This is a genomic window from Heliomicrobium sulfidophilum (assembly GCF_057715735.1).
In genome coordinates, this window is sequence record NZ_JBVTZZ010000005.1 from 1,543,708 (window position 1) to 1,563,040 (window position 19,333).

Annotated in this window: 15 protein-coding genes and 1 other annotated feature; of the genes, 10 read left to right on the top strand and 5 right to left on the bottom strand. The window is 58.4% G+C overall.

Features of this window, described 5'->3' with window-relative positions; all coding sequences use genetic code 11:
• Positions 1–2 precede the first annotated feature (2 nt).
• Positions 3–1,508, bottom strand: a complete 1,506-nt coding sequence (locus AC0CW1_RS13025; RefSeq protein WP_488183457.1) for a nitrogenase component 1 — start codon at positions 1,506–1,508, stop codon at positions 3–5.
• A 343-nt stretch (positions 1,509–1,851) separates the two neighbouring features.
• On the opposite strand from AC0CW1_RS13025, the gene AC0CW1_RS13030 reads away from it, so the two are divergent.
• The 5 genes from AC0CW1_RS13030 to AC0CW1_RS13050 all read left to right on the top strand — a co-directional run bounded on the left by AC0CW1_RS13030 (position 1,852) and on the right by AC0CW1_RS13050 (position 6,711).
• A complete protein-coding gene (locus AC0CW1_RS13030; RefSeq protein WP_488183458.1) occupies positions 1,852–3,465 on the top strand; it encodes a hypothetical protein in 1,614 nt (537 codons plus the stop codon).
• 265 nt (positions 3,466–3,730) lie between these two features.
• Positions 3,731–4,636: an alpha/beta fold hydrolase gene (locus AC0CW1_RS13035; protein WP_488183459.1), complete on the top strand. Its 906-nt coding sequence runs from the start codon at positions 3,731–3,733 to the stop codon at positions 4,634–4,636.
• A 252-nt stretch (positions 4,637–4,888) separates the two neighbouring features.
• A complete protein-coding gene (locus AC0CW1_RS13040; protein WP_488183460.1) occupies positions 4,889–5,242 on the top strand; it encodes a hypothetical protein in 354 nt (117 codons plus the stop codon).
• A gap of 57 nt (positions 5,243–5,299) precedes the next feature.
• Positions 5,300–5,590: a hypothetical protein gene (locus AC0CW1_RS13045; RefSeq protein WP_488183461.1), complete on the top strand. Its 291-nt coding sequence runs from the start codon at positions 5,300–5,302 to the stop codon at positions 5,588–5,590.
• A gap of 152 nt (positions 5,591–5,742) precedes the next feature.
• Complete coding sequence (locus AC0CW1_RS13050; protein ID WP_488183462.1) at positions 5,743–6,711, top strand: bile acid:sodium symporter family protein; 969 nt, start codon at positions 5,743–5,745, stop codon at positions 6,709–6,711.
• 129 nt (positions 6,712–6,840) lie between these two features.
• On the opposite strand, the gene AC0CW1_RS13055 is transcribed toward AC0CW1_RS13050, so the two are convergent.
• Positions 6,841–7,434 (bottom strand): flavodoxin domain-containing protein, encoded by a 594-nt coding sequence (locus AC0CW1_RS13055; RefSeq protein WP_488183463.1) that lies wholly within the window; start codon positions 7,432–7,434, stop codon positions 6,841–6,843.
• A 213-nt stretch (positions 7,435–7,647) separates the two neighbouring features.
• Between AC0CW1_RS13055 and AC0CW1_RS13060 the strand changes: the two genes are divergently transcribed.
• The 4 genes from AC0CW1_RS13060 (at position 7,648) to lysS (ending at position 12,018) form a co-directional block, all read left to right on the top strand.
• On the top strand, positions 7,648–8,679 hold the full coding sequence (locus AC0CW1_RS13060; protein WP_488184155.1) for a quinate 5-dehydrogenase: 1,032 nt from the start codon (positions 7,648–7,650) through the stop codon (positions 8,677–8,679).
• Entirely contained in the window at positions 8,624–9,775 is a 1,152-nt protein-coding gene (locus AC0CW1_RS13065; protein ID WP_488183464.1) for a shikimate dehydrogenase, read from the top strand. The genes AC0CW1_RS13060 and AC0CW1_RS13065 overlap by 56 nt, the downstream gene beginning before the upstream one ends.
• A 164-nt stretch (positions 9,776–9,939) precedes the next feature.
• On the top strand, positions 9,940–10,422 hold the full coding sequence (gene greA / locus AC0CW1_RS13070) for a transcription elongation factor GreA (RefSeq protein ID WP_488183465.1): 483 nt from the start codon (positions 9,940–9,942) through the stop codon (positions 10,420–10,422).
• A gap of 111 nt (positions 10,423–10,533) precedes the next feature.
• Positions 10,534–12,018: a lysine--tRNA ligase gene (gene lysS, locus AC0CW1_RS13075; protein WP_488183466.1), complete on the top strand. Its 1,485-nt coding sequence runs from the start codon at positions 10,534–10,536 to the stop codon at positions 12,016–12,018.
• 388 nt (positions 12,019–12,406) lie between these two features.
• Positions 12,407–13,829, top strand: a sequence feature (23S ribosomal RNA rRNA prediction is too short).
• A 142-nt stretch (positions 13,830–13,971) separates the two neighbouring features.
• Here lysS and AC0CW1_RS13080 read toward each other — a convergent pair.
• The 3 genes from AC0CW1_RS13080 to AC0CW1_RS13090 are packed head-to-tail and all read right to left on the bottom strand — an operon-like array spanning position 13,972 to position 16,321.
• The gene (locus AC0CW1_RS13080; protein WP_488184156.1) at positions 13,972–14,547 is read right to left on the bottom strand and encodes a GDYXXLXY domain-containing protein; all 576 of its coding nucleotides are present in this window, start codon (positions 14,545–14,547) and stop codon (positions 13,972–13,974) included.
• Positions 14,548–14,551: 4 nt separating this feature from the next.
• Positions 14,552–15,859, bottom strand: coding sequence for a DUF2157 domain-containing protein (locus AC0CW1_RS13085; protein WP_488183467.1), 1,308 nt, complete (start codon positions 15,857–15,859; stop codon positions 14,552–14,554).
• Between the two features lie 6 nt (positions 15,860–15,865).
• Positions 15,866–16,321 carry a helix-turn-helix transcriptional regulator gene (locus AC0CW1_RS13090; RefSeq protein ID WP_488183468.1) on the bottom strand — a complete coding sequence of 152 codons (456 nt, stop codon included), beginning with the start codon at positions 16,319–16,321 and terminating at the stop codon, positions 15,866–15,868.
• 357 nt (positions 16,322–16,678) lie between these two features.
• On the opposite strand from AC0CW1_RS13090, the gene clpB reads away from it, so the two are divergent.
• On the top strand, positions 16,679–19,312 hold the full coding sequence (gene clpB / locus AC0CW1_RS13095; protein WP_488183469.1) for an ATP-dependent chaperone ClpB: 2,634 nt from the start codon (positions 16,679–16,681) through the stop codon (positions 19,310–19,312).
• The last annotated feature ends 21 nt before the right edge of the window (positions 19,313–19,333 follow it).

The following is a 19,333-nucleotide window of genomic DNA, read 5'->3' on the forward strand; positions in this document are numbered from 1 at the left end:
GGTTACTTTGCCTCCCTTATGTCGCTTTGGCCGCCCGTCGCAGGGCAGCCGGCGATGGCGCATCCCGGGGTGCAGTTCATGCTGCTCGCACCGGCGTCGGTGACGCCGCCAAGGCATATAGCGCCGTCCACGGCGTCGCCGCAGTCGCTCGCCACCGCCGCTTCCGCTGACGCGCAGTTGCCCCAGACAGGGGCGCCCCAGCCGCAGGCGAAGGCGTCGCCCAGGTGCTCCTTCACCTCGGGGATAGCGATGGAACGCTCCATCTCGACATCCTGGAAGAAGGAGCGCACCCGGTTGATAGAGGGGCGGGCCTTCAGGAGGTGGTGCATCAGGCCGAGGATGTTTTCAGCGCCGTGGGCCAAGAAGAGGGGCCGGGCGGCGATCAGGTTCGTGAAGTAGACGGAGGCGCTGCCCAGTTCCTTGCCCATGCCGGCCACGTCGGTGGCGGCCAGGGCGATGTCGGGTTTGTATTTTTTCACGGCCACCAGGTCGTCGGCGGCCGACTTGCGGAACTTCACTTCTGTGCCGCGGGCCTGGAAGTAGGCCACATCAGCTTCACAGAGGGGCGACTTGCCGATCGACGTGGACACATAGGGGATGTCGGCGCCAGCTTCGGCAAGGATGCGGGCCACGAGGAATTCGATACCCTCATAGCCGGCGACGGCGATGCGGACGCCTTTTAAGTTCAGCGGGCCGTCGAGGACTTTCAGGACGGCGTCGCGCTCCTCCTGGGCGATACGTTCAGCCAGGCCCATGTCAGCGCCGGTCGACTCGGCGATGGCTTTGATCCACTTGTAGGTCATCTCGGCGCCGACGGGGCCGCCGGTGATGTGGGGGATGCCTACCTCGCCGAACTGCCGCATCGTCCGCGTGTAGAAGGGGTGCAGGCAAGCCATCGTCGAGACATTCAAGGCCTTGCGGAAGTCATTGATGTCTTTGGAGGGGACATGGGCGCGCAATTGGAGGCCCATCTTCTCCAGGAGGTTTTCCAAGGCGATCGTGTCGGCCGGGAAGACCTCGCCGATGGAGGCGACCGCCTTCGGCTCGCGCAGTTTGTGATCGCCCAACTGGCGGAGCTTTTTGAAGATGCCCTCCATGGCCACGTCTTTCGCCTCGGCGTGGCTGCGGGTGCCGAAACCGGTCACGCGCAAGGGGATGATCTCGGGGATCTGCCGGGCCATCTCGTCGATGTCGATGCCAACGGTGGTGGCCACACAGAGGTTGATCACCGGGATGAACTCCGGTTTTTCTTCCTTAATAATCGCTTTGATCGCGTCGAGCAGTTTGTGATTCAGGTTTTTGTCGGTGAAGTCGAGCGAATAGAGCAACGGGGCGTAGATGGATTTGCGCGCCGCATAGAAGTGGGCGAGGAAATTGAGTCCGTAGTAGCACCCGTGGTTTCCCAGCAGAATGGGGAGAAAACCTTCCAGCCTCGTCAAGATGCGCAGCGCGCCGAAGGCGGGACACGGGCTTTGGGTCGCCAGCTTGATGGACTTGATCGGTTCCATGGGCCCATCCCCTTTATTTAAAATAATGATGCAAAATGGAACAAAGGTGTGGCATTTCTTCGCCAAATATGTATAAGGTCCTAACGACTACTATAAACGAACTCGGTCAAATTGCAAGGATAAAAGTCACGTCCGAACGGGGTTAGGCGAGTCTCAGACAGGCCGAAGGTGTCCCGTGTCGCTGTGAAACAATTCATTTTCACAAAAAATTGAAAATTCTTTCCTCCTGTAATATAATTCGTTCTGTACATATGGGGGGTATGGGTTTCGAAAGGGGCTTTTCCGGTCAACGAGAACCAACACAGCACAAGTAACCATGTCGAAGAAAAGGGGGATGGCATGATTGGCGGAAGATAAGCAACCCCAGGCCGAGTCATCAGCGTGGCGACAGGTGACGTCCCAGTCGGACGATGCGCCGCAGCTTGGACTCGAACCGCAGCAAAGGCAGCGGCAGATACCGCCCGCTCACTGGAGGAAGCGGTTTTCCCAGACGATGAAAGCCGCTGTTCTTGTCGTCTCCGGCGTCGCCCTGTTGTCCGGCGTCGTCACCGGTTGCGCCAAAAATGCTAGCGCTCCGGGGAGCGCAACCAGTCCTAGCGGCCCGTCCGGCACAACGACCGCATCGACGGTGAAGCCGCTCGGCGACTATGTGATCATGGCCTGGCAGTCCATTGGGATGAAGTGCACCAGCGATAACGACAAGTATTTCAGCTTTCACACCCCGGGCAATGACTTCTTCGCCCAGGTGATCAAGCGGGGCGACCCGCCCGTCATCGTGACCGATGGCATCAAGGTAACCTACGAGGCCCCAGAGAACCACAATGAACCCTCCAAGACGATCAACTTCTGGGACTACGTGAAGATCACCCTGAAAAAAGATCTTCAGCCGAATATCGGCAAATCCGGTTTGCCTGCCGACAAGGGCGACTTTACCCTGGACAAGGCGAAAAAAGCTTGGACCGCCATGGATGTTCCTGTTTCTCCTTATAATGACGATGGAAAAGTCGACGCCTACCCCATGTTTACTGTGCGCGCTACCGATGCCGCCAGCGGCAAGCTTCTGGCCGAGACGAAGATGTCCGCTCCTGTCAGCGGCGAGTTGGGCTGTTACATCTGCCATGGCGGCACGCCGAACAAAGATGGCGTCGGTCTCTCTGACGCCACCGCCCGCGACATCCTGGCGGACCATGACAAGAACGTCGGTACCAATTTGCTGGCTGAGGCGGAAGCCGGCCGGCCCCAGTACTGCCTCGACTGTCACGCCGCCAACAACGTGGGCGCGCCGGGCAAGCCCGACGTGTTGTCCATGTCGGCGGCCCTCCACGGCAAGCACGCCCAGTACATGCAGAGCGGCTCCATCGAGACTTGCGGCCTCTGCCATCCGTCGTCGGCGAAAGGCCAGGTCTACTGCCAGCGCGACGTTCACCGCGGCTTCGGCATGGACTGCATGAACTGCCACGGCACTCTGCCGGAGCACGCTGCCTCGGTATTGATGAAGCAGAAGGAGTTGCCGGCGGCCCAGAAGTCACTGGAACGGTTGAAGCCCTACCTGCCGGAAGGCTTCACCGAGGCCAAACCCCGGGAGAACTGGATCAATCAGCCAGACTGCCTCTCCTGCCACACGAAGGACCATACCAAAGCCAGCACGAAGGCGACCTCCTACAACCAGTGGATCACCGAAAAGCCGCACCTATATCGCTTTGAAAAAGCGGATAACGGCGATATGATGTGCGCCGCCTGCCATGGCTCGCCACACGCCGTTTACCCGGCTTCGGAGGCCCTCGGTTACAGCGAGATCAACTACCAGCCGAAGACCTACCAGGGTTTCGCCGGTCCTATTGGCGCTAACGGTAATTGCACCGTCTGCCACTTGACCGAGCCGGCTGACAAGAACAACCACCATAAGAACCAGGATCAACCTTTCCTGCCGCCCCAGTTTACAAACGATCCGAAATAACGCAGCGGTTGGATTAGCAAAACCGGGGAAGTAAAGGGAGCCTACGAAACACAGGTCCCCAAAAAAGCAGCGTCCCTCTTTACAGGAGTGGCGCTGCTTTTCTTTTGCCCAAACCTTTGGGGAGCTTTGCTGCTTTGGTAGCTTTGCTTGGGCAACCTTTTAGCAAACCTGCCCGGTGTTTTTTTCCTGGCAATTTGCCGGGAGGGGCGAGGGAGAATATAATAGTCCGATCAGCGCGGACAAATACGGTCCAGTGAGGGATGTTATGCCCGTCCAGCAATTAAACGGCACAAGGATCTATTATGAAGTCCATGGGCAGGGCGATCCGATCGTCTTCATCCCTGGCATCGCCGTCAGCCATGGCATGTGGGCGCCCCAGGTGGAGACCTTTTCTCGGACAAACCGGGTGATCCTCTACGATGTACGGGGGACGGGCCGCTCCGGCCCCATGACCTGGTCCACCCGCCTGAGCGATCATGCCCGCGATCTGGTGACGCTGCTCCGGTTTTTGCGCATTGACCGCGCTGTCGTCTGCGGCGTCTCTTTCGGCGGCGTTATCGCCCAGCGCTTCGCAATTGATCACCCCTACCTGTGCCGCGCCCTGGTCCTCGTCGATACCTTCAGTGAACTCGACCGCCGCGACAGCGAGGAGGCCGCCTTGATCCGGATGACCTGGCTGGCTTCGCCTCTCTTTTTACTGCCCAAATCGTGGCTGACGCCCATGGTCTTGAACATGTACGCCCGCTGGCCCTTTGCCCAGCGGCAACTGCGCGGCGAAATCCCCAAGATCCGCGGTCTCGACGCTGTTAAGACACGCTGGATGATCCGGGGCGTCAATCTGACAGGCGAACTTCGGCAGATCCAATGCCCCTGCCTCGGCATCGTCGGCGGTGAATCGGAACTCGCGATCCGGTTGATGCGACGAGTCGTCGACGCCATTCCGGGGGCTTCCCTGGAGCGGGTGACCCATGCTTTTGATCCCACCTCCCTGACGGGGCGGGACGACTTTGACCGGACCCTGACTCGCTTTCTACAGCAGGTGGAAGGGACAGGCGAGGGGATGGAGAGAGAGGGTTTTTTCCAAGAGGCAACGAAGGCAACCCTTGGAGGCAGGTTGAGCAATATCGTCCGCTTTCGCCCCCGCCGGGAAGCGAGGCGAAGCCACAATTGATTCGAAAGGGAATCCCTCGCACGATCGCCCTTCTTTTTTTCCAATTAAAATCCAGGTGGACTTGTACCGTTCGCGCTCCCGCGTCATAGCCTAATAGGGAAGAAATGGGGGGAGAGCGATGGTGTCTGACGAAGCGAAACACGATATTCTTTTGATTATCGCGACGGTCTTGTTTGTCCTATTGGCGCTGCCGGCGTTTGCCGACCCGACACAGCAGACGCCGACGGTTATCGCGTAATAAGGGGGAGGACGATGAAGAAAGGAGGGGAATTCAGGGAGCGGCAAAAATACAGCCCAGGTAAGGGAAGGGGGAGCGGCGCCGGCAAGGGTAATGGCAACGGAAACTGCAATGGGGATGGGAACGGTCGTCAGGGGAAGAAGAATAGAGAGGCGCCCCTGGCGATCAATCCCTTGAAGGCGGCCGTGATTGTGGGCCTCCTGAGCGATGCCTTAATTGTCAATTCGCTCCTCGTTGACCGCGCCCAGCAGGTCCAGATCGTATTGTCTGGTTCGTTGCTCCGAAAAACGCCGCTTGACAAGATGCTGGATAAGATCGGCGATCAGTCCTTTGACGAGGTCTTGTCGGCTTTGCTGCGAAGAGTCTAATTTTTTTTCAAGGGATTTGCCCCTCCTCCGTCGAACATAGAGGCAGGAGGTGGGCGAATGCGCAAATCAGTCGATGTGGAGAAATTGGCTCAGGACATCCTGAACGAAATTGGGGAACGCTATCTGGAAGAGATTGAAGCGGCCATCGCCCTGATGGATGACGGCAACAAGGACGAGATGAACGCTGTTTTGTTATATGCCATCGTGTCGAGCCTGAAATGCCACTCGGAACGCTTCGCTGTCCGCCTGGTTCAGAAGGTGGTCGACCATATGAACGAGAAGTGGGAAGAAGCGAGAGTTCATGAGAAGAATGCTGAAAAACCTCCCGCCGGTCATCGTAAGGGTTGAGCGTCCGCTCTTTGAGGCAGCGAGGCGGTTGACCGCCTGGAGACAGTGAACTGCGCAGGAGGCTGATGACTGCGCCGAGCCTTTGACTGCGCAGATGCCATGGTCCCGCAGGGGTCCAACGAAGATGCCCTGACAGCATGGAGGTAGCTAAGATGCCGGTTCGGTGGGTGATCTCCTTTAATCGTTTTCTGGAGCGGGCCATGTTTATTTTGATCCCGGGGGCCTTGCTCTTTGGCTATATGTTTTGGACAAACCTCCGCGATGAGAAGGCATGGGTCTATTGGCTCTTCGGCTATATGACCTTTTTGGGGGCGCTCAACTGCTCTTGGGGTCAGTTTCGCGTCCTTTTTCGCCAGCCGGTGCTATTTTTGACGTCCTTGCTGTTGGCCCATGGCCTGATCCCGGCGGCAGCCTTCGGCCTGGGTCTGCTCTTTTTTCCCGGTGACGCCCAGACGGTGACGGGGCTCGTCATCGGTTCCACCATCCCTGTGGCGATCACAGCCTCTGTCTGGACAAACATCTCCAAGGGCAATAACTCCTTCGCCTTGGCCCTGGTCGTGCTGGACACCCTGCTCAGCCCGCTCATCCTGCCCCTCTTCGCCCAGGTGATCATGCATGTCTCCGGTCACCTGCCGGTGGAGCGGCTGGTGGAGGACATGCTGCTGATGGTGGTGCTGCCCTCCTTGCTCGGCCTGCTGTTGCACCCGTACCGCTTCTGGGACCCCCAGGGGCCCCTGCAGGCCGGTTTGAGCGCCCTCTCCAAAATCGGGCTCTTTTTGGTCGTCGCCATCAATGTGGCGTTTATGCACGACTACCTGATCCTCGGTTGGTCGAGCGCCGCTCCCATCCTGGCTAGCCTCTTTTTGCTCAATACCATCGCCTACCTGCTCGGCTACGGCGCCGGGCGTTTTCTGGGACGGCCCCAGGAGGATGTCATCGCACTCACCTATTCCTGCGGGATGCGCAATATCGCCCTGGGTGTCGTCTTTTCCACGGGGTACTTCGACCTTCGCGTGTCCATCCCCATCGTCTTTATGACTTTGCTCCAGCAGCCCATGGCCACCCTCGTCAACCAGTTCTTTCGAGCGGGGGCGCGCAAGAGGGCGGAAGCCCAGGCGTGAGGGGTTGGGTCGAAACAATGACAAAAGAAAGCCAGCGCAAGATGCTTTGCGCTGGCTTTTTGCGTTTTTTTACAATAGCGACAGGCTTCCCCGTCGATGTGATTCAGGAGCCGGCTGCGCGACCTTTGCTTACAACGCTTCCCGCTCCGGCGCTCCTGCCTTGGTTCCAGCCTCGTCTTCGGAACTGGCATCGGCCACCGGGCTGGCGCTGCTGGCTTCACTCGCCTCCATCTCCGCCGCCGACCGGGCGGCGTTCACTTTTTCAGCGAAGGCGGCGATCTTTTCCTCCGACAGGTTGCTGTAGTCCTCTTTGATCTTGGTGACCATGCGGAAGGCCGTCCGTTCGATGAAGCCTAGTTTGTCCTGAAAGACGCGTCCGCCGAAGTTCTCCGCCAGGATCGCCCTTCTTAACAACTGGTCGGGATATGCGGTCTTGATCTCGGCTTCGCTTTTCTCTTCCTGCATGCCGCAGATGAAGAGGGCCAGCCGTTTGGCCATGATATAGCGCCAGTTCTCCCGGACGAACTGCTTGAACTCGCGCTCGATGTCGCCGCCGTAGATGGGCACCCCGAGGATGACCGTATCGCAGGCGCTCCAGTCCGGGCCGATCGGGTTTTTCCGGATATCGACGAGTTCGACCGAATCGTCGATCAGGTCGGCCAGGCGTTTCGCGCAGTATTCCGTGGTGCCCCGTTTGCTCAGGTAACAGATTACCGTGCTCACGTGATCACTCCCATTATCAATCTCGGTTCCCCGGCAGGGGATTGCTCCGGCGGACCCATGGGCTTGCCGCATCCGCCCTACAACGATCGATTCGATAGCCGATCCATAATAGGCAGCCGGGAAATTGCCCTTACCGGGTATAAAATACCATTTAAACCATGGGGGAAGCAAGTCCGGGGGGCGGATGGCACATAGGGATGGGCCAAGTTGGTTATGCTCTTTGTCAAGCGGTTGAGCCGCTCCAAAAGGGTGGAGGCGTCCCTGTTGAAACGTGTCGTCAGTATCTCCTTGGGATCATCCAAGCGGGACCACCAGGTCGAGGTGGAGATCCTCGGAAACAAAGTCCTGCTCGAACGCCGCGGCATGGACGGCGACTACAGCCGGGCCATCGCAGCGATTGGCGCCCTCGACGGTCACGTCGACGCCATTGGCTTAGGCGGCATCGATCTCTACCTGCGCGCCGGTAGCCGGCGGTACACCTTGCGAGACGGCCGGCGATTGGCGGAGGCGGCCCGGCAAACCCCTGTCGTCGATGGGAGCAACTTGAAGGACCACTGGGAGCAGCAGGTGGTGGAGCGATTGGCTGCCGATGGCCTGATCCGCCCTGGTCAGCGGGCGCTCCTCGTCTGTGCCGTCGATCGCTACGGCCTTGCCGAGGCTTTTGTCCGGCTAGGTTGTCAGGTCACCTTCGGCGATCTGATGTTTGGCTGCGGACTTCCTCTGCCGCTGCGCAGCTTGCAGGCATTAAAATATTTTTCCCGCGTAATCATTCCAGTGATCAGCCAATTGCCCTTTCAGTGGGTCTATCCGACGGGCAATCGGCAGGAGCAGATGAAACCCCGGTTTCCTCACGTGTTCCGGGAGGCGGAGGTTGTCGCCGGGGATTTTCATTTCATTCGCCGGTATATGCCGGCGGACATGCGGGGCAAAATCGTTCTGACCAACACCGTCACCGAGGAGGATGTTCGGTTGCTCAGGGAGCGCGGTGTCGACACGCTGGTGACGACGACGCCGGAACTGAGCGGGCGATCCTTTGGAACAAACGTCTTGGAGGGTTTGCTGGTCGCCCTCGCGGAGCGAAGGCCTGAGGAGTTCACCCCGGAGGAGTACAGCCACTGGTTGGCACAGATCGGTTTTCAACCTCGCGTGGAACAGGTGTCTTCCCGGCAGACGACCGCAGGAGGTCGGCATGAAACGCTTTGCCTTCATCATTCATCCCCTTACCGTTGCGGACATAGCCCGTAAGTTTCCCTGGATCCGCTGGCTGCCCGAGGGGCTCGTCGAGGGAGTCTTCCGCTGGGCGCCGCCGGTCCAAACGGCCCGCTTTGGCGGCATTCGGTCTGGGCACGGCCAGGTGGACGGCCTCTTTGTCGCCTGCCCGCTGACGACGCGGCAGATGCTGTCCCTGCCGGAGGAGATCGTGCTGCGCAAGGTCGAGGCGGCTTGCCACAAGGCCATCGATCAGGGGGCGCAGATCATCGGTCTCGGCGCCTATACCTCCATCATCGGCGATGCGGGATTGACTTTGGCCCGTCGTCTGCCCGTCCCGGTGACGACAGGTAACTCCTATACGGTGGCGACCGCCTTGGAGGCGACGCGCATCGCCGCCGAACGGCTCGGACACAGCTTGGACAGCGCGGCCATCGTCGTCGTCGGAGCCACCGGCTCTATCGGCGCCGTCTGCTCCCGGCTGCTTGCCCGGGAGGCCGGCGACCTGACGTTAGTGGCGCGCCGGAACGACCGGCTCGATCGGCTCGCCTACCGCATCCTCCACGAGACCGGCCTCTCGGTCAAGGTGACGACCGACATCGCCAGCGCCTTGCGCCGGGCCGACATCGTCGTCGCTGTGTCGAGCGCGGCCGAGGCGATCATCGAGCCGGAACACCTGAAAGCGGGTGCCCTCGTCTGCGATGTGGCTCGGCCCCGTGACGTCTCCCGCCGGGTCGCCAAGGAACGGCCTGACGTACTGCTCATCGAAGGGGGCGTCGTCAAGGTGCCCGGCGATGTGGATTTCGGGTTCAACTTCGGCTTTCCGCCGGGGTTGGCCTACGCCTGCATGGCCGAGACGATGATCCTGGCCCTCGAGGGGCGGCGCGAATGTTTTTCCCTTGGTCGGGAACTCTTTATCGACAAGGTGGAGGAGATCACCCGGTTGGCCCGCAAACACGGCTTTTCCCTGGCCGGCTTGCGCAGCTTCGACTGCCCCTTGAGCGAATTGGACGTGGAACGGGTCCGCAAAAGTCTTTTCCGGCCGCCGCGAACGGCGACTGGAAGTCAAGAACTTAATGTTGACAATATTTTGCAACCCGGATATAATACGAAACTAAAGATGGTGGAGTAAGCAAGCACTGCCCGGCCGCAGGCTTTCGCGGCTGTATGGCAGTGCTTATTCAGTGTAGCCTCTCTGTAACCCTACATGTACATGACACCGCTTGACGAAATGGATTCCGCAGCGAAACAGCGTGATCGAGATATTTTTGAATTGAAGAATAGGGGAGCGAACGTATGGACGAAAAACAAGTGATGTTGACGGCAGAAGGGCTAAAAAAACTGGAAGAGGAACTGGAGTTTCTCAAATCGCAAAAACGGGGGCAGGTGGCCGAACGGATCAAACAGGCCATCGACTACGGCGACATCAGCGAGAACTCCGAATATGAAGACGCCAAGAACGAACAGGCCTTTGTCGAGGGCCGGATCATCACCCTCGAAAAGATGCTCCGCAACGCCAAGCTGATCGAAGGCGGCGAAGGCGAGACCAATGTGGTGACCATCGGCTCTCGGGTCCTCCTCAAGGACCTGGAGGACGACTCCGAATTCGAATACACCATCGTCGGCTCGGCCGAAGCCGATCCCAGTCAGTCGAAGATCTCCAACGTTTCCCCCGTCGGCAAAGCGCTGCTCGGCCAAGCCAAGGGCTCTGTCGTCGAGGTGCAGGTGCCCATGGGGAAGATCAAGTACGAGATTGTGGACATCAACAAGAAGGGGTAGACCTTCACCGGACTCATTTATCCTTTATTCGGCGGCGGCAAAAGGTGTAGAATGAATCGAAGGGCCAGGATGACCTGGCTCTTTTGAATGCGCCGGGAGGAGACAAGCATTATGGAAAAAAACATGCTGGAAATGGAAAAAAACGAACTGATCAAGGTCCGCCTGGAAAAGCTGGACGACCTGAGAGAGAAAGGCATCAATCCTTTCGGCGACCGTTTTGAAATGACCCATCACGCCGAAGCCATCAAGGAAGGCTTCGATGCCCTGCAAAACCAGACGGTGCGCCTCGCCGGCCGGATGATGGCCCGTCGCCACCAGGGCAAGGCTGGTTTCGGCAATCTGCAGGACATCACCGGGCAGATCCAGATCTATGTGCGTCGCGACGATGTGGGACCTGAGGTTTTTGAACTCTTCGCCAAATCGGACATCGGCGACATCTACGGTGTCGAGGGCCATGTCTTCAAGACCCAAAAGGGCGAGATCTCCATCTGGGTCAAGCAGTTTGTCCTGCTGACCAAGTCGCTCCGTCCCCTGCCCGAGAAGTTTCACGGCTTGAAGGATGTGGAGTTGCGCTATCGCCAGCGCTATGTGGACCTGATCATGAACCCTGAGGTGAAGCGGACCTTCGTCCTGCGCAGCAAGATCATCCGCGCCGTCCGGGAATTCCTCGACGAGCGGGAATACCTTGAAGTGGAGACGCCGGTGCTCCATCCCATCGCCGGTGGCGCCACGGCCCGTCCCTTCATCACCCACCACAACGCCTTGGACATGAAGCTGTACATGCGCATCGCCCTGGAACTGCACCTGAAGCGGCTAATCGTGGGCGGCTTTGAGCGCGTCTATGAATTGGGCCGCATCTTCCGCAACGAAGGGATCTCGACGCGCCACAACCCCGAGTTCACCATGATCGAGATCTACCAGGCCTACGCCGATTTCAATGATATGATGGACCTGACGGAAAATCTGGTCGCATCGGTGGCGAAGAAGGTGCTGGGCACGACCAAGATCACCTACCAGGGCGAAGAGATCGACCTGACACCGCCCTGGCCGCGCTTGAACATGCTCGACGCCATTCGGCAGTACGCTGGTGTGGACTTCCACAACATCACCGACGACGCGGCGGCCCGGGAGGCGGCGAAGAGCATCGGCGTCCCCGTCAACGCCACAGACAGTCGCGGCGATGTGATCAACACCGTCTTCGAGGAAAAGGTGGAAGAGCACTTAGTCCAGCCCCACTTCATCGTCGGCCACCCTGTCGAGGTGTCGCCGCTGGCCAAACGCAATGCCGAAAAGCCGCAGTTTACGGACCGCTTCGAGGTCTTCATCACCCGTCGCGAACTGGGCAACGCCTTCTCAGAGTTGAACGATCCCATCGACCAGCGCGAGCGTTTCGTCCGCCAACTCGCCCTGCGCGAGGCCGGCGATGAAGAGGCCCATATGATGGATGAGGACTTTCTCAACGCCCTCGAATATGGCATGCCTCCGACTGGCGGTCTCGGCATCGGCATCGACCGGCTGGTGATGCTGCTCACCGACTCGCCTTCTATCCGTGACGTTATCCTCTTCCCGACAATGCGGCACCGGGACGATCTGTAGGGGCGATTCTGCCGGTGCGGTTCTGTCGGCGTGATCTGTAAGCCCCATCTTTTTGGCTTGTCGGGAAATAGGTGAACCGATTTTCGAGACGGAGTCTGCATGCAGCGGGCTTCGTCTTTTCTCTTTAAAGACGCCTTCGACTTAAAGACGCTTTCAACGAAAAAGAAGCGTTCGAATATAAAGAAGCAATAAAAACGGAGCGCTGAAAGCAGAAAAAAGCTGAGAAAGTGGACAAATTACACATAAAACAGAGAGAACGAGTACGATTCAGAGAAAAACAAAGGTTAGTTGGACAATTGTGGCCTATCCGGGAACAAATGCGCAGATATTCCCCATATTTCCGGTTGAAGAACCATCACCGGCGTGGTATATTAAATATCGCTTCACGGGAACAGCGAAATTTAATACAAGATGCAAAACTTTGCTTGACAGGGTGTAGCGCCTGTGTTAAAATCCTAAATCGTGACGCCTCTGGTCCTTGAAAATCAAACAGTTGCGAATCAAAAGCGTGCGAAACCAATCAATTCCGGTTGATTGATAAATGGAAGAGCTTGACTCAAGCTTTTTCACAATATTTTTGTGGAGAGTTTGATCCTGGCTCAGGACGAAAGAAGGGATCCCAAGTACCGCGGGGCACGTGAAATCCCGTGGGAATCCGGGGGGACCACCCTCCAAGGCTAAATACTCCTCAGCGACCGATAGTGCACAAGTACCGTGAGGGAAAGGTGAAAAGCACCCCGGAAGGGGAGTGAAATAGAACCTGAAACCGTATGCTTACAAGCAGTCAAAGCCCGCAAGGGTGATGGCGTGCCTTTTGTAGAATGAACCGGCGAGTTGCGGTCACGAGCAAGGTTAAGGCGGAAAGCCGTAGCCGAAGCGAAAGCGAGTCTGAATAGGGCGTCAAGTTCGTGGCTGCAGACCCGAAACCGGGTGATCTACCCATGTCCAGGGTGAAGCGGAGGTAAAACTTCGTGGAGGCCCGAACCGACCGACGTTGAAAAGTCGGCGGATGAGGTGTGGGTAGGGGAGAAATTCCAATCGAACCCGGAGATAGCTGGTTCTCCCCGAAATAGCTTTAGGGCTAGCCTCGGGATATAGAATGCGGGAGGTAAAGCGCTGATAGGGCTAGGGGCCTTCACCGGTTACCGAACCCTGTCAAACTCAGAATGCCCGCATTTATGCCCGGGAGTCAGACGGCGAGTGCTAAGATCCGTCGTCAAGAGGGAAACAGCCCAGACCGACAGCTAAGGTCCCCAAGTGCCTGTTAAGTGGAAAACGATGTGGAGTTGCCCAGACAACCAGGATGTTGGCTTAGAAGCAGCCACCATTGAAAGAGTGCGTAATAGCTCACTGGTCGAGTGACTCTGCGCGGAAAATGACACGGGGCTAAACAGGCCACCGAAGCTTCGGCAAGACGCAAGTCTTGGGTAGGGGAGCGTTCCTTGGGCGTAGAAGTTCAGCTGGAAGGCTGGGTGGAGCGCAAGGAAGTGAGAATGCCGGTATGAGTACGCGAAAAGGCAGGTGAGAATCCTGCCCGCCGCAAGCCTAAGGTTTCCTGGGGAAGGCTCGTCCGCCCAGGGTAAGTCGGGACCTAAGCCGAGGCCGAAAGGCGTAGGTGATGGACAACAGGTGGATTGGCTGGCGCAGCGAGGATTTACGACCTCAGGCATCGGCGGCTCTACCGCCGCTAACAACCTGGGACCAATCCGTAGCGGAGACAGACAAATCGGCGTCTGTGCGGTTTTCAAGGGGCAAACGATTCTTATATGCATCTCATATAGGATTGTGGTGACTCCTTGCTGTTGTTCCTCGATAGCTCAACGGTAGAGCAACCGGCTGTTAACCGGTAGGTTGTAGGTTCGAATCCTACTCGAGGAGCCATTACGCTGAAAAAGCCTCAGATGATAAGTCTGAGGCTTTTTTGTTGTTTCAAGACTGGCGCAAGCGATATTTTTAAGAGACCTCAGTTAGGACACTGTCGCCGCGCCATACCTTCACGCGGGCGTACACATCCTTTTGTTCTCGAAGCGCTTGCTCCAGTTCCAGGCCGGTACCCTCCGGCACATAATACTCTTCCAGGCCGTACTCGATCCATGCAAAGGCCGGTTTCATGTCGCGGTAGAAGTCTTTTTCCGCCGGCGTCGCGAGGATCTCCGCTGGGGGCTCCGAGAATCGCATTCCTCCAAAGCGCCCCTTTAACACGACCTGCCCTGGTCCGGCGACAGGCTCGTCACGATAGAGGCCGACCGGTTGATGGAGGCCTTGTTGTTCTTCCAAGATGACGAAGACCTTGCTGCCGTATGTGACCTTCTCTTCGGAAATGTCGTTCGGGACGCTGCGCGTATCGATCTCGGAGATGTTGTAACGCAGGCGCACATAATCGCCCATGAAGGGGTGCCGGGGATCGATTGGCGCTGCTTTCAAGACGATTTCCTGTCCGGCGGAAACGATGACGGCCCGGCTGCCTGCCATGAGAAGAAGGACGAGCACCTGCAGGGCCACCACGGCGATAAAGGCGTTGCGACGCATCAACCTATCCCTCCCTGTCTGTAAAGTCGAGCAGTTGCCGCCGTTTGCGTTCCAGCATATAGCCGAGGGCAAAGAGGATGAGTCCGCCGCCAATGAAAAAGAGGGACTTGTCGAAGAGCCCCCAGGCGTAGCGGCCATAGGCGTAGAGGACACAGACGAGGAAGAAGAAGGTCCCGCTGTTGATCTGCCATTCTTCGCGCAGGCGGCTTCCGCTTTGAATCAGCAGGATCCCGCCGATAAAGAGGATGATCAGGGCGACCACTTCTGCCGAGTTGGTCAGGGGGGTGCTGAAATCGATGGGATTGAAGTTGCCGGGCTCCGGTTCGAACAGTTTGGCGATGAAGGGAAGCGGCGATGTTAGGGCGACCATGGCCAGTGATTGGAGAAGGCTTTTGTTTCGCAAGCCCATCCAGAGGATGACGCCGGCGAGCAAAAGCCAGAGGCCGATCAACCAGGTCCATTCGCTTGGAAGGGCCGGGCGGACCATGAGGTTCGCTATTTCGACAAAGAAGGCGCCCCACAACAGCAGCGGTGTGGAGAGCAGCGGACGCCGGAGGCGGGGCGTCTTTTCCGCCGCATATTCGTATATCAGGTGGAGGAGCGGAAAAAGGGCGAACCAGATCAGACTTCGCTCCGCTTCCAACAGTTGAAAGAGGACGCAGAAGAAGAAGGCGACGGTGGCGCCATAGCGGTGGAAGGGCTGGTTGCGCCGCCACAGAAAGGGGAAGACAAGCCCGGCAAAAACAGCGTAAAACCAGGGGCCGGTGACGAGTGAAACGGTGTTGTCGGTGGCATCGCTGATATTGGCGGCGGTGAGCAGAACCATGGCCGACAGGAAGAAGAGGGGATGGCCTGTCAGGTAAGCGACGGCGATGGCGCCCAGAAACCATAAGCCCAGACCAGTGGCGTCATAGGAGGAAATATGGTACATCTGGCCCACGAGCCAGATGCCGGCGCCGTAGCACAGCAAGCCGAGCAACAACAAGGCTGAACCGATGCGCGGGTAACGGCCGAGGGAAGGGGTAGCGCCTTTGCCAAAGGCGAGCCCATAGCCCGAAGCGTAAGCGGCGATGATGACGCCGCAAATCATACCTAACCGGACAGCGCGCGGGATATCGTCCCAGTTGTGGGCGACCAACAGGATGATCCCGAGCCCGACGAGCAAGCCGGCCAGCCAGAGGATGATCTGCGATGAACGCCATTCAGAAGGCATGTACCGCCCGAGGAGGCGTTCTTTTTGATCATCAGAGATCAGTCCCTCCGCATGCCACTGGGCGATCTCGCCGCGCAGCCACTGGTGTCGAGATGTCACTGCCTCTCACCGTCCTTTCCTAGCTTCTTCGAACTCGCCGAACTCCAGTTCGGTCAAGCGCTTCAAGGTTTCTTCCCGGTTCAAGCTGTAATAATGGAGGTAATGGTCGCTGTCAATGATCCGGTAGTAGGGGGTAAAGAGGTGTTTTTGGACGATGAATCGTCCCTGACGGCATTCTTCGTTCCACCAGACGCGACCGCCCAAGGTTTTGTACCAGGCGCGCGATTTGGATCGCTTGGAGACAAACTCGATCACATCGATTGTCATGTCGCCGAAGAGGGATAGCACTGGTTCACTCCGGCGGTACAAGAGCGCCACCAGCGCGGCCGCCGTAAAGCCCAAGGTTTTGCGGCCCTTTTCCACTTCGACAAGCGTTTTTTTCGATATGCCGATGCTCTCGGCCATCTTGTCCTGAGTCAGATCCGCTTCCATGCGGATCTCGCGGAGTTTTTCAGAAACCAATTGGTCAAAGGCATCCTGCGTGAGAATGCCTGTATCTTCAATGCCGATAGGTATCCCTCCCTCCTGTGTTAGTGTAAAATTACACCTCTTAGTGTAATCTTACACCAGATGATGATTTTGTCAATGAAAAACAGCAGGTGCGCAAAGAACATAAAAACGGGAGTTTTCTGGAGATATCCCTAGCTAATCTCTGTGAAATCGACTTGGCCAGGGATAATTTCCGCCTGCGCCTCTTGAATAAAGGGAGTAAGGTAGTGATAAAATAAAGCTACAAAGGTCAAAGTTAGTCAATGACAGAGGAAAATCCTGTCCATTGAGTTTTGAGTGAAATCTCTCGTTTTTTCGGAGGTGGGGAAGATGGACTTCAACAAGCTGACCCAAAAAAGCCAGGAGGCGATCACGGCAGCCCAGTCGCTGGCCGTCCAGCAGGGGAATCAGGAAGTAGACCTGGAGCACCTCTTGACGGCGCTGGTGGAGCAGGAAGAAGGGTTAACTCTCCGGCTCCTGGACAAGATGGGGATAGACAGTGAACGCTTTGCCAAACAGGTTCGGCGGGAGATGGAGCGCAAGCCGCGCCTATCTGGCCCTGGCGTCGAACCGGGGCGGGTGTACATCACCCCTCGGTTGCAGCGCCTGCTGGTGAAAGCCGAGGAAGAGGCGCGCAACCTGAAAGATGAATACGTCTCTGTGGAGCACCTGTTGCTGGCCTTTTTGAATCCGCCCCTCGAAGGGCCGCTGAAAGGGATCTTGGCCGAGTTCAAGCTGACCCGGGAAGGGTTCCTGAAGGCGATGACGGCGATCCGCGGCCACCAGCGCGTGACCAGCGCTAACCCGGAGGTCACCTATGAGGTGCTGGAGAAGTACGGCCGCGAGCTGGTCCAGGAAGCCCGGCGGGGTCGCCTCGATCCGGTCATCGGCCGCGACGGCGAGATCCGGCGGGTGATCCGCATCCTTTCCCGCAAGACGAAGAACAACCCTGTCCTCATCGGCGAGCCCGGCGTGGGGAAGACGGCTATCGTCGAGGGCCTGGCCTTGCGCATCGTCCGCGGCGATGTGCCCGAGGGGTTGAAGGATAAAGCCATCTTTGCCCTCGATCTGGGCGCTTTGGTGGCTGGCGCCAAGTACCGCGGCGAGTTTGAAGAACGGTTGAAGGCGGTGTTGCAGGAGATCAAGAAGAGCGAGGGGCGCATCCTTCTCTTCATCGACGAACTGCACACCATCGTCGGCGCCGGCAAGGCCGAGGGCGCCATGGACGCCGGCAACATGCTGAAGCCTATGCTCGCCCGGGGCGAACTCCACTGCATCGGCGCGACTACGTTGGAAGAATACCGCAAGTACATCGAAAAGGACGCCGCTTTGGAACGGCGCTTTCAGCCGGTCATCGTCGACGCCCCTGATGTGGAAGACACCATCTCCATCCTGCGTGGCCTGAAAGAACGGTTCGAGGTCCATCACGGCGTCAAGATCCATGACAACGCCTTGGTGGCGGCGGCCACCTTGTCCAATCGCTACATCAGCGACCGCTTCCTGCCGGACAAGGCCATCGACCTTGTCGACGAGGCGTGCGCCCTCATCCGCACGGAGATCGATTCGCTGCCGACGGAATTAGATGAAGTGAGCCGACGGCGCGTGCAGTTGGAAGTGGAAGAGGCCGCGCTGGCCCGCGAAAAAGACCGGGCCAGCCAGGACCGGCTGGTGGCGCTCCGCCGGGAACTGGCTGACCTGAGGGAAAAGGAAGACCAGATGCGGGCGCGTTGGGACATTGAGAAAGAAGCGATCCGCAAGGTCCAGTCCTTGCGCGAAGAGATCGAGAAGGTCCGCCGCGAGGTGGACGACGCTGAGCGGGGCTACAACTACGACCTGAACCGGCTGGCCGAACTCAAATACGGCCGCCTGCCCCAGTTGGAACAGCGGCTCGCCCAGGAAGAGGCCGAACTGGCCCGCAAGTCCGGCGAAAACCGGCTGCTCCGCGAAGAGGTGACGGAAGAGGAGATCGCCGACATCGTCTCCCGCTGGACCGGCATCCCAGTGACCCGCCTGGTGGAGGGGGAAAGGGAAAAGCTGCTCCGGTTGAACGAGATCCTCCATGAGCGGGTCATCGGCCAGGAGGAGGCTGTCCAACTGGTGACGGACGCCGTATTGAGAGCCCGTTCCGGCATCAAGGACCCTCGCCGCCCCATCGGCGCCTTCATCTTCCTGGGACCGACGGGTGTCGGCAAGACGGAACTGGCGAAGACCTTGGCCCAATCGCTTTTTGACAGTGAAGAGAACCTGATCCGCATCGACATGACCGAGTACATGGAAAAACACGCCGTCTCCCGTCTGATCGGCGCGCCTCCAGGCTATGTGGGCTATGAGGAGGGCGGCCAGTTGACCGAGGCGGTTCGGCGCAAGCCCTATTCGGTCATTCTCTTTGACGAAATCGAAAAAGCGCACCCCGACGTCTTCAACGTCCTGCTCCAGATCCTTGATGACGGACGGGTCACGGACAGCCAGGGGCGCACCGTTGATTTCAAAAACACGGTGATCATCATGACCTCCAACATCGGCTCCCCGCACCTGCTGGAGGGGGCGACTGCGGACGGTGAGATCCGGCCCCATGCCCGCGAACAGGTGATGGGCAGCCTGCGGGCTCACTTCCGGCCCGAATTCCTCAACCGCGTCGATGATGTGGTCCTCTTTAAACCGCTCACCTTGCAGGAGATCACGGCGATCATCGACATCCTGATCCGGGACCTACAAGCCCGTCTCGCCCAGCGCCGGATCAGCCTGACCTTGACAGAGGCGGCCAAGTCCCACATGGCCCGGGAAGGCTTTGACCCCGTCTACGGCGCTCGCCCCCTAAAGCGCTATCTCCAGCGGCACGTGGAGACGCCGGTCGCTCGGGCGTTGATCGCCGGTTCTGTCGGCGAGGGGGGGCGACTGGTCGTCGAAGAGCGTGATGGAAAGCTGTATGTGGAGAGCGAGCGATGGGCTGACCCAGCGGACTGACGCAAAGCGGCGCTCCTTTTC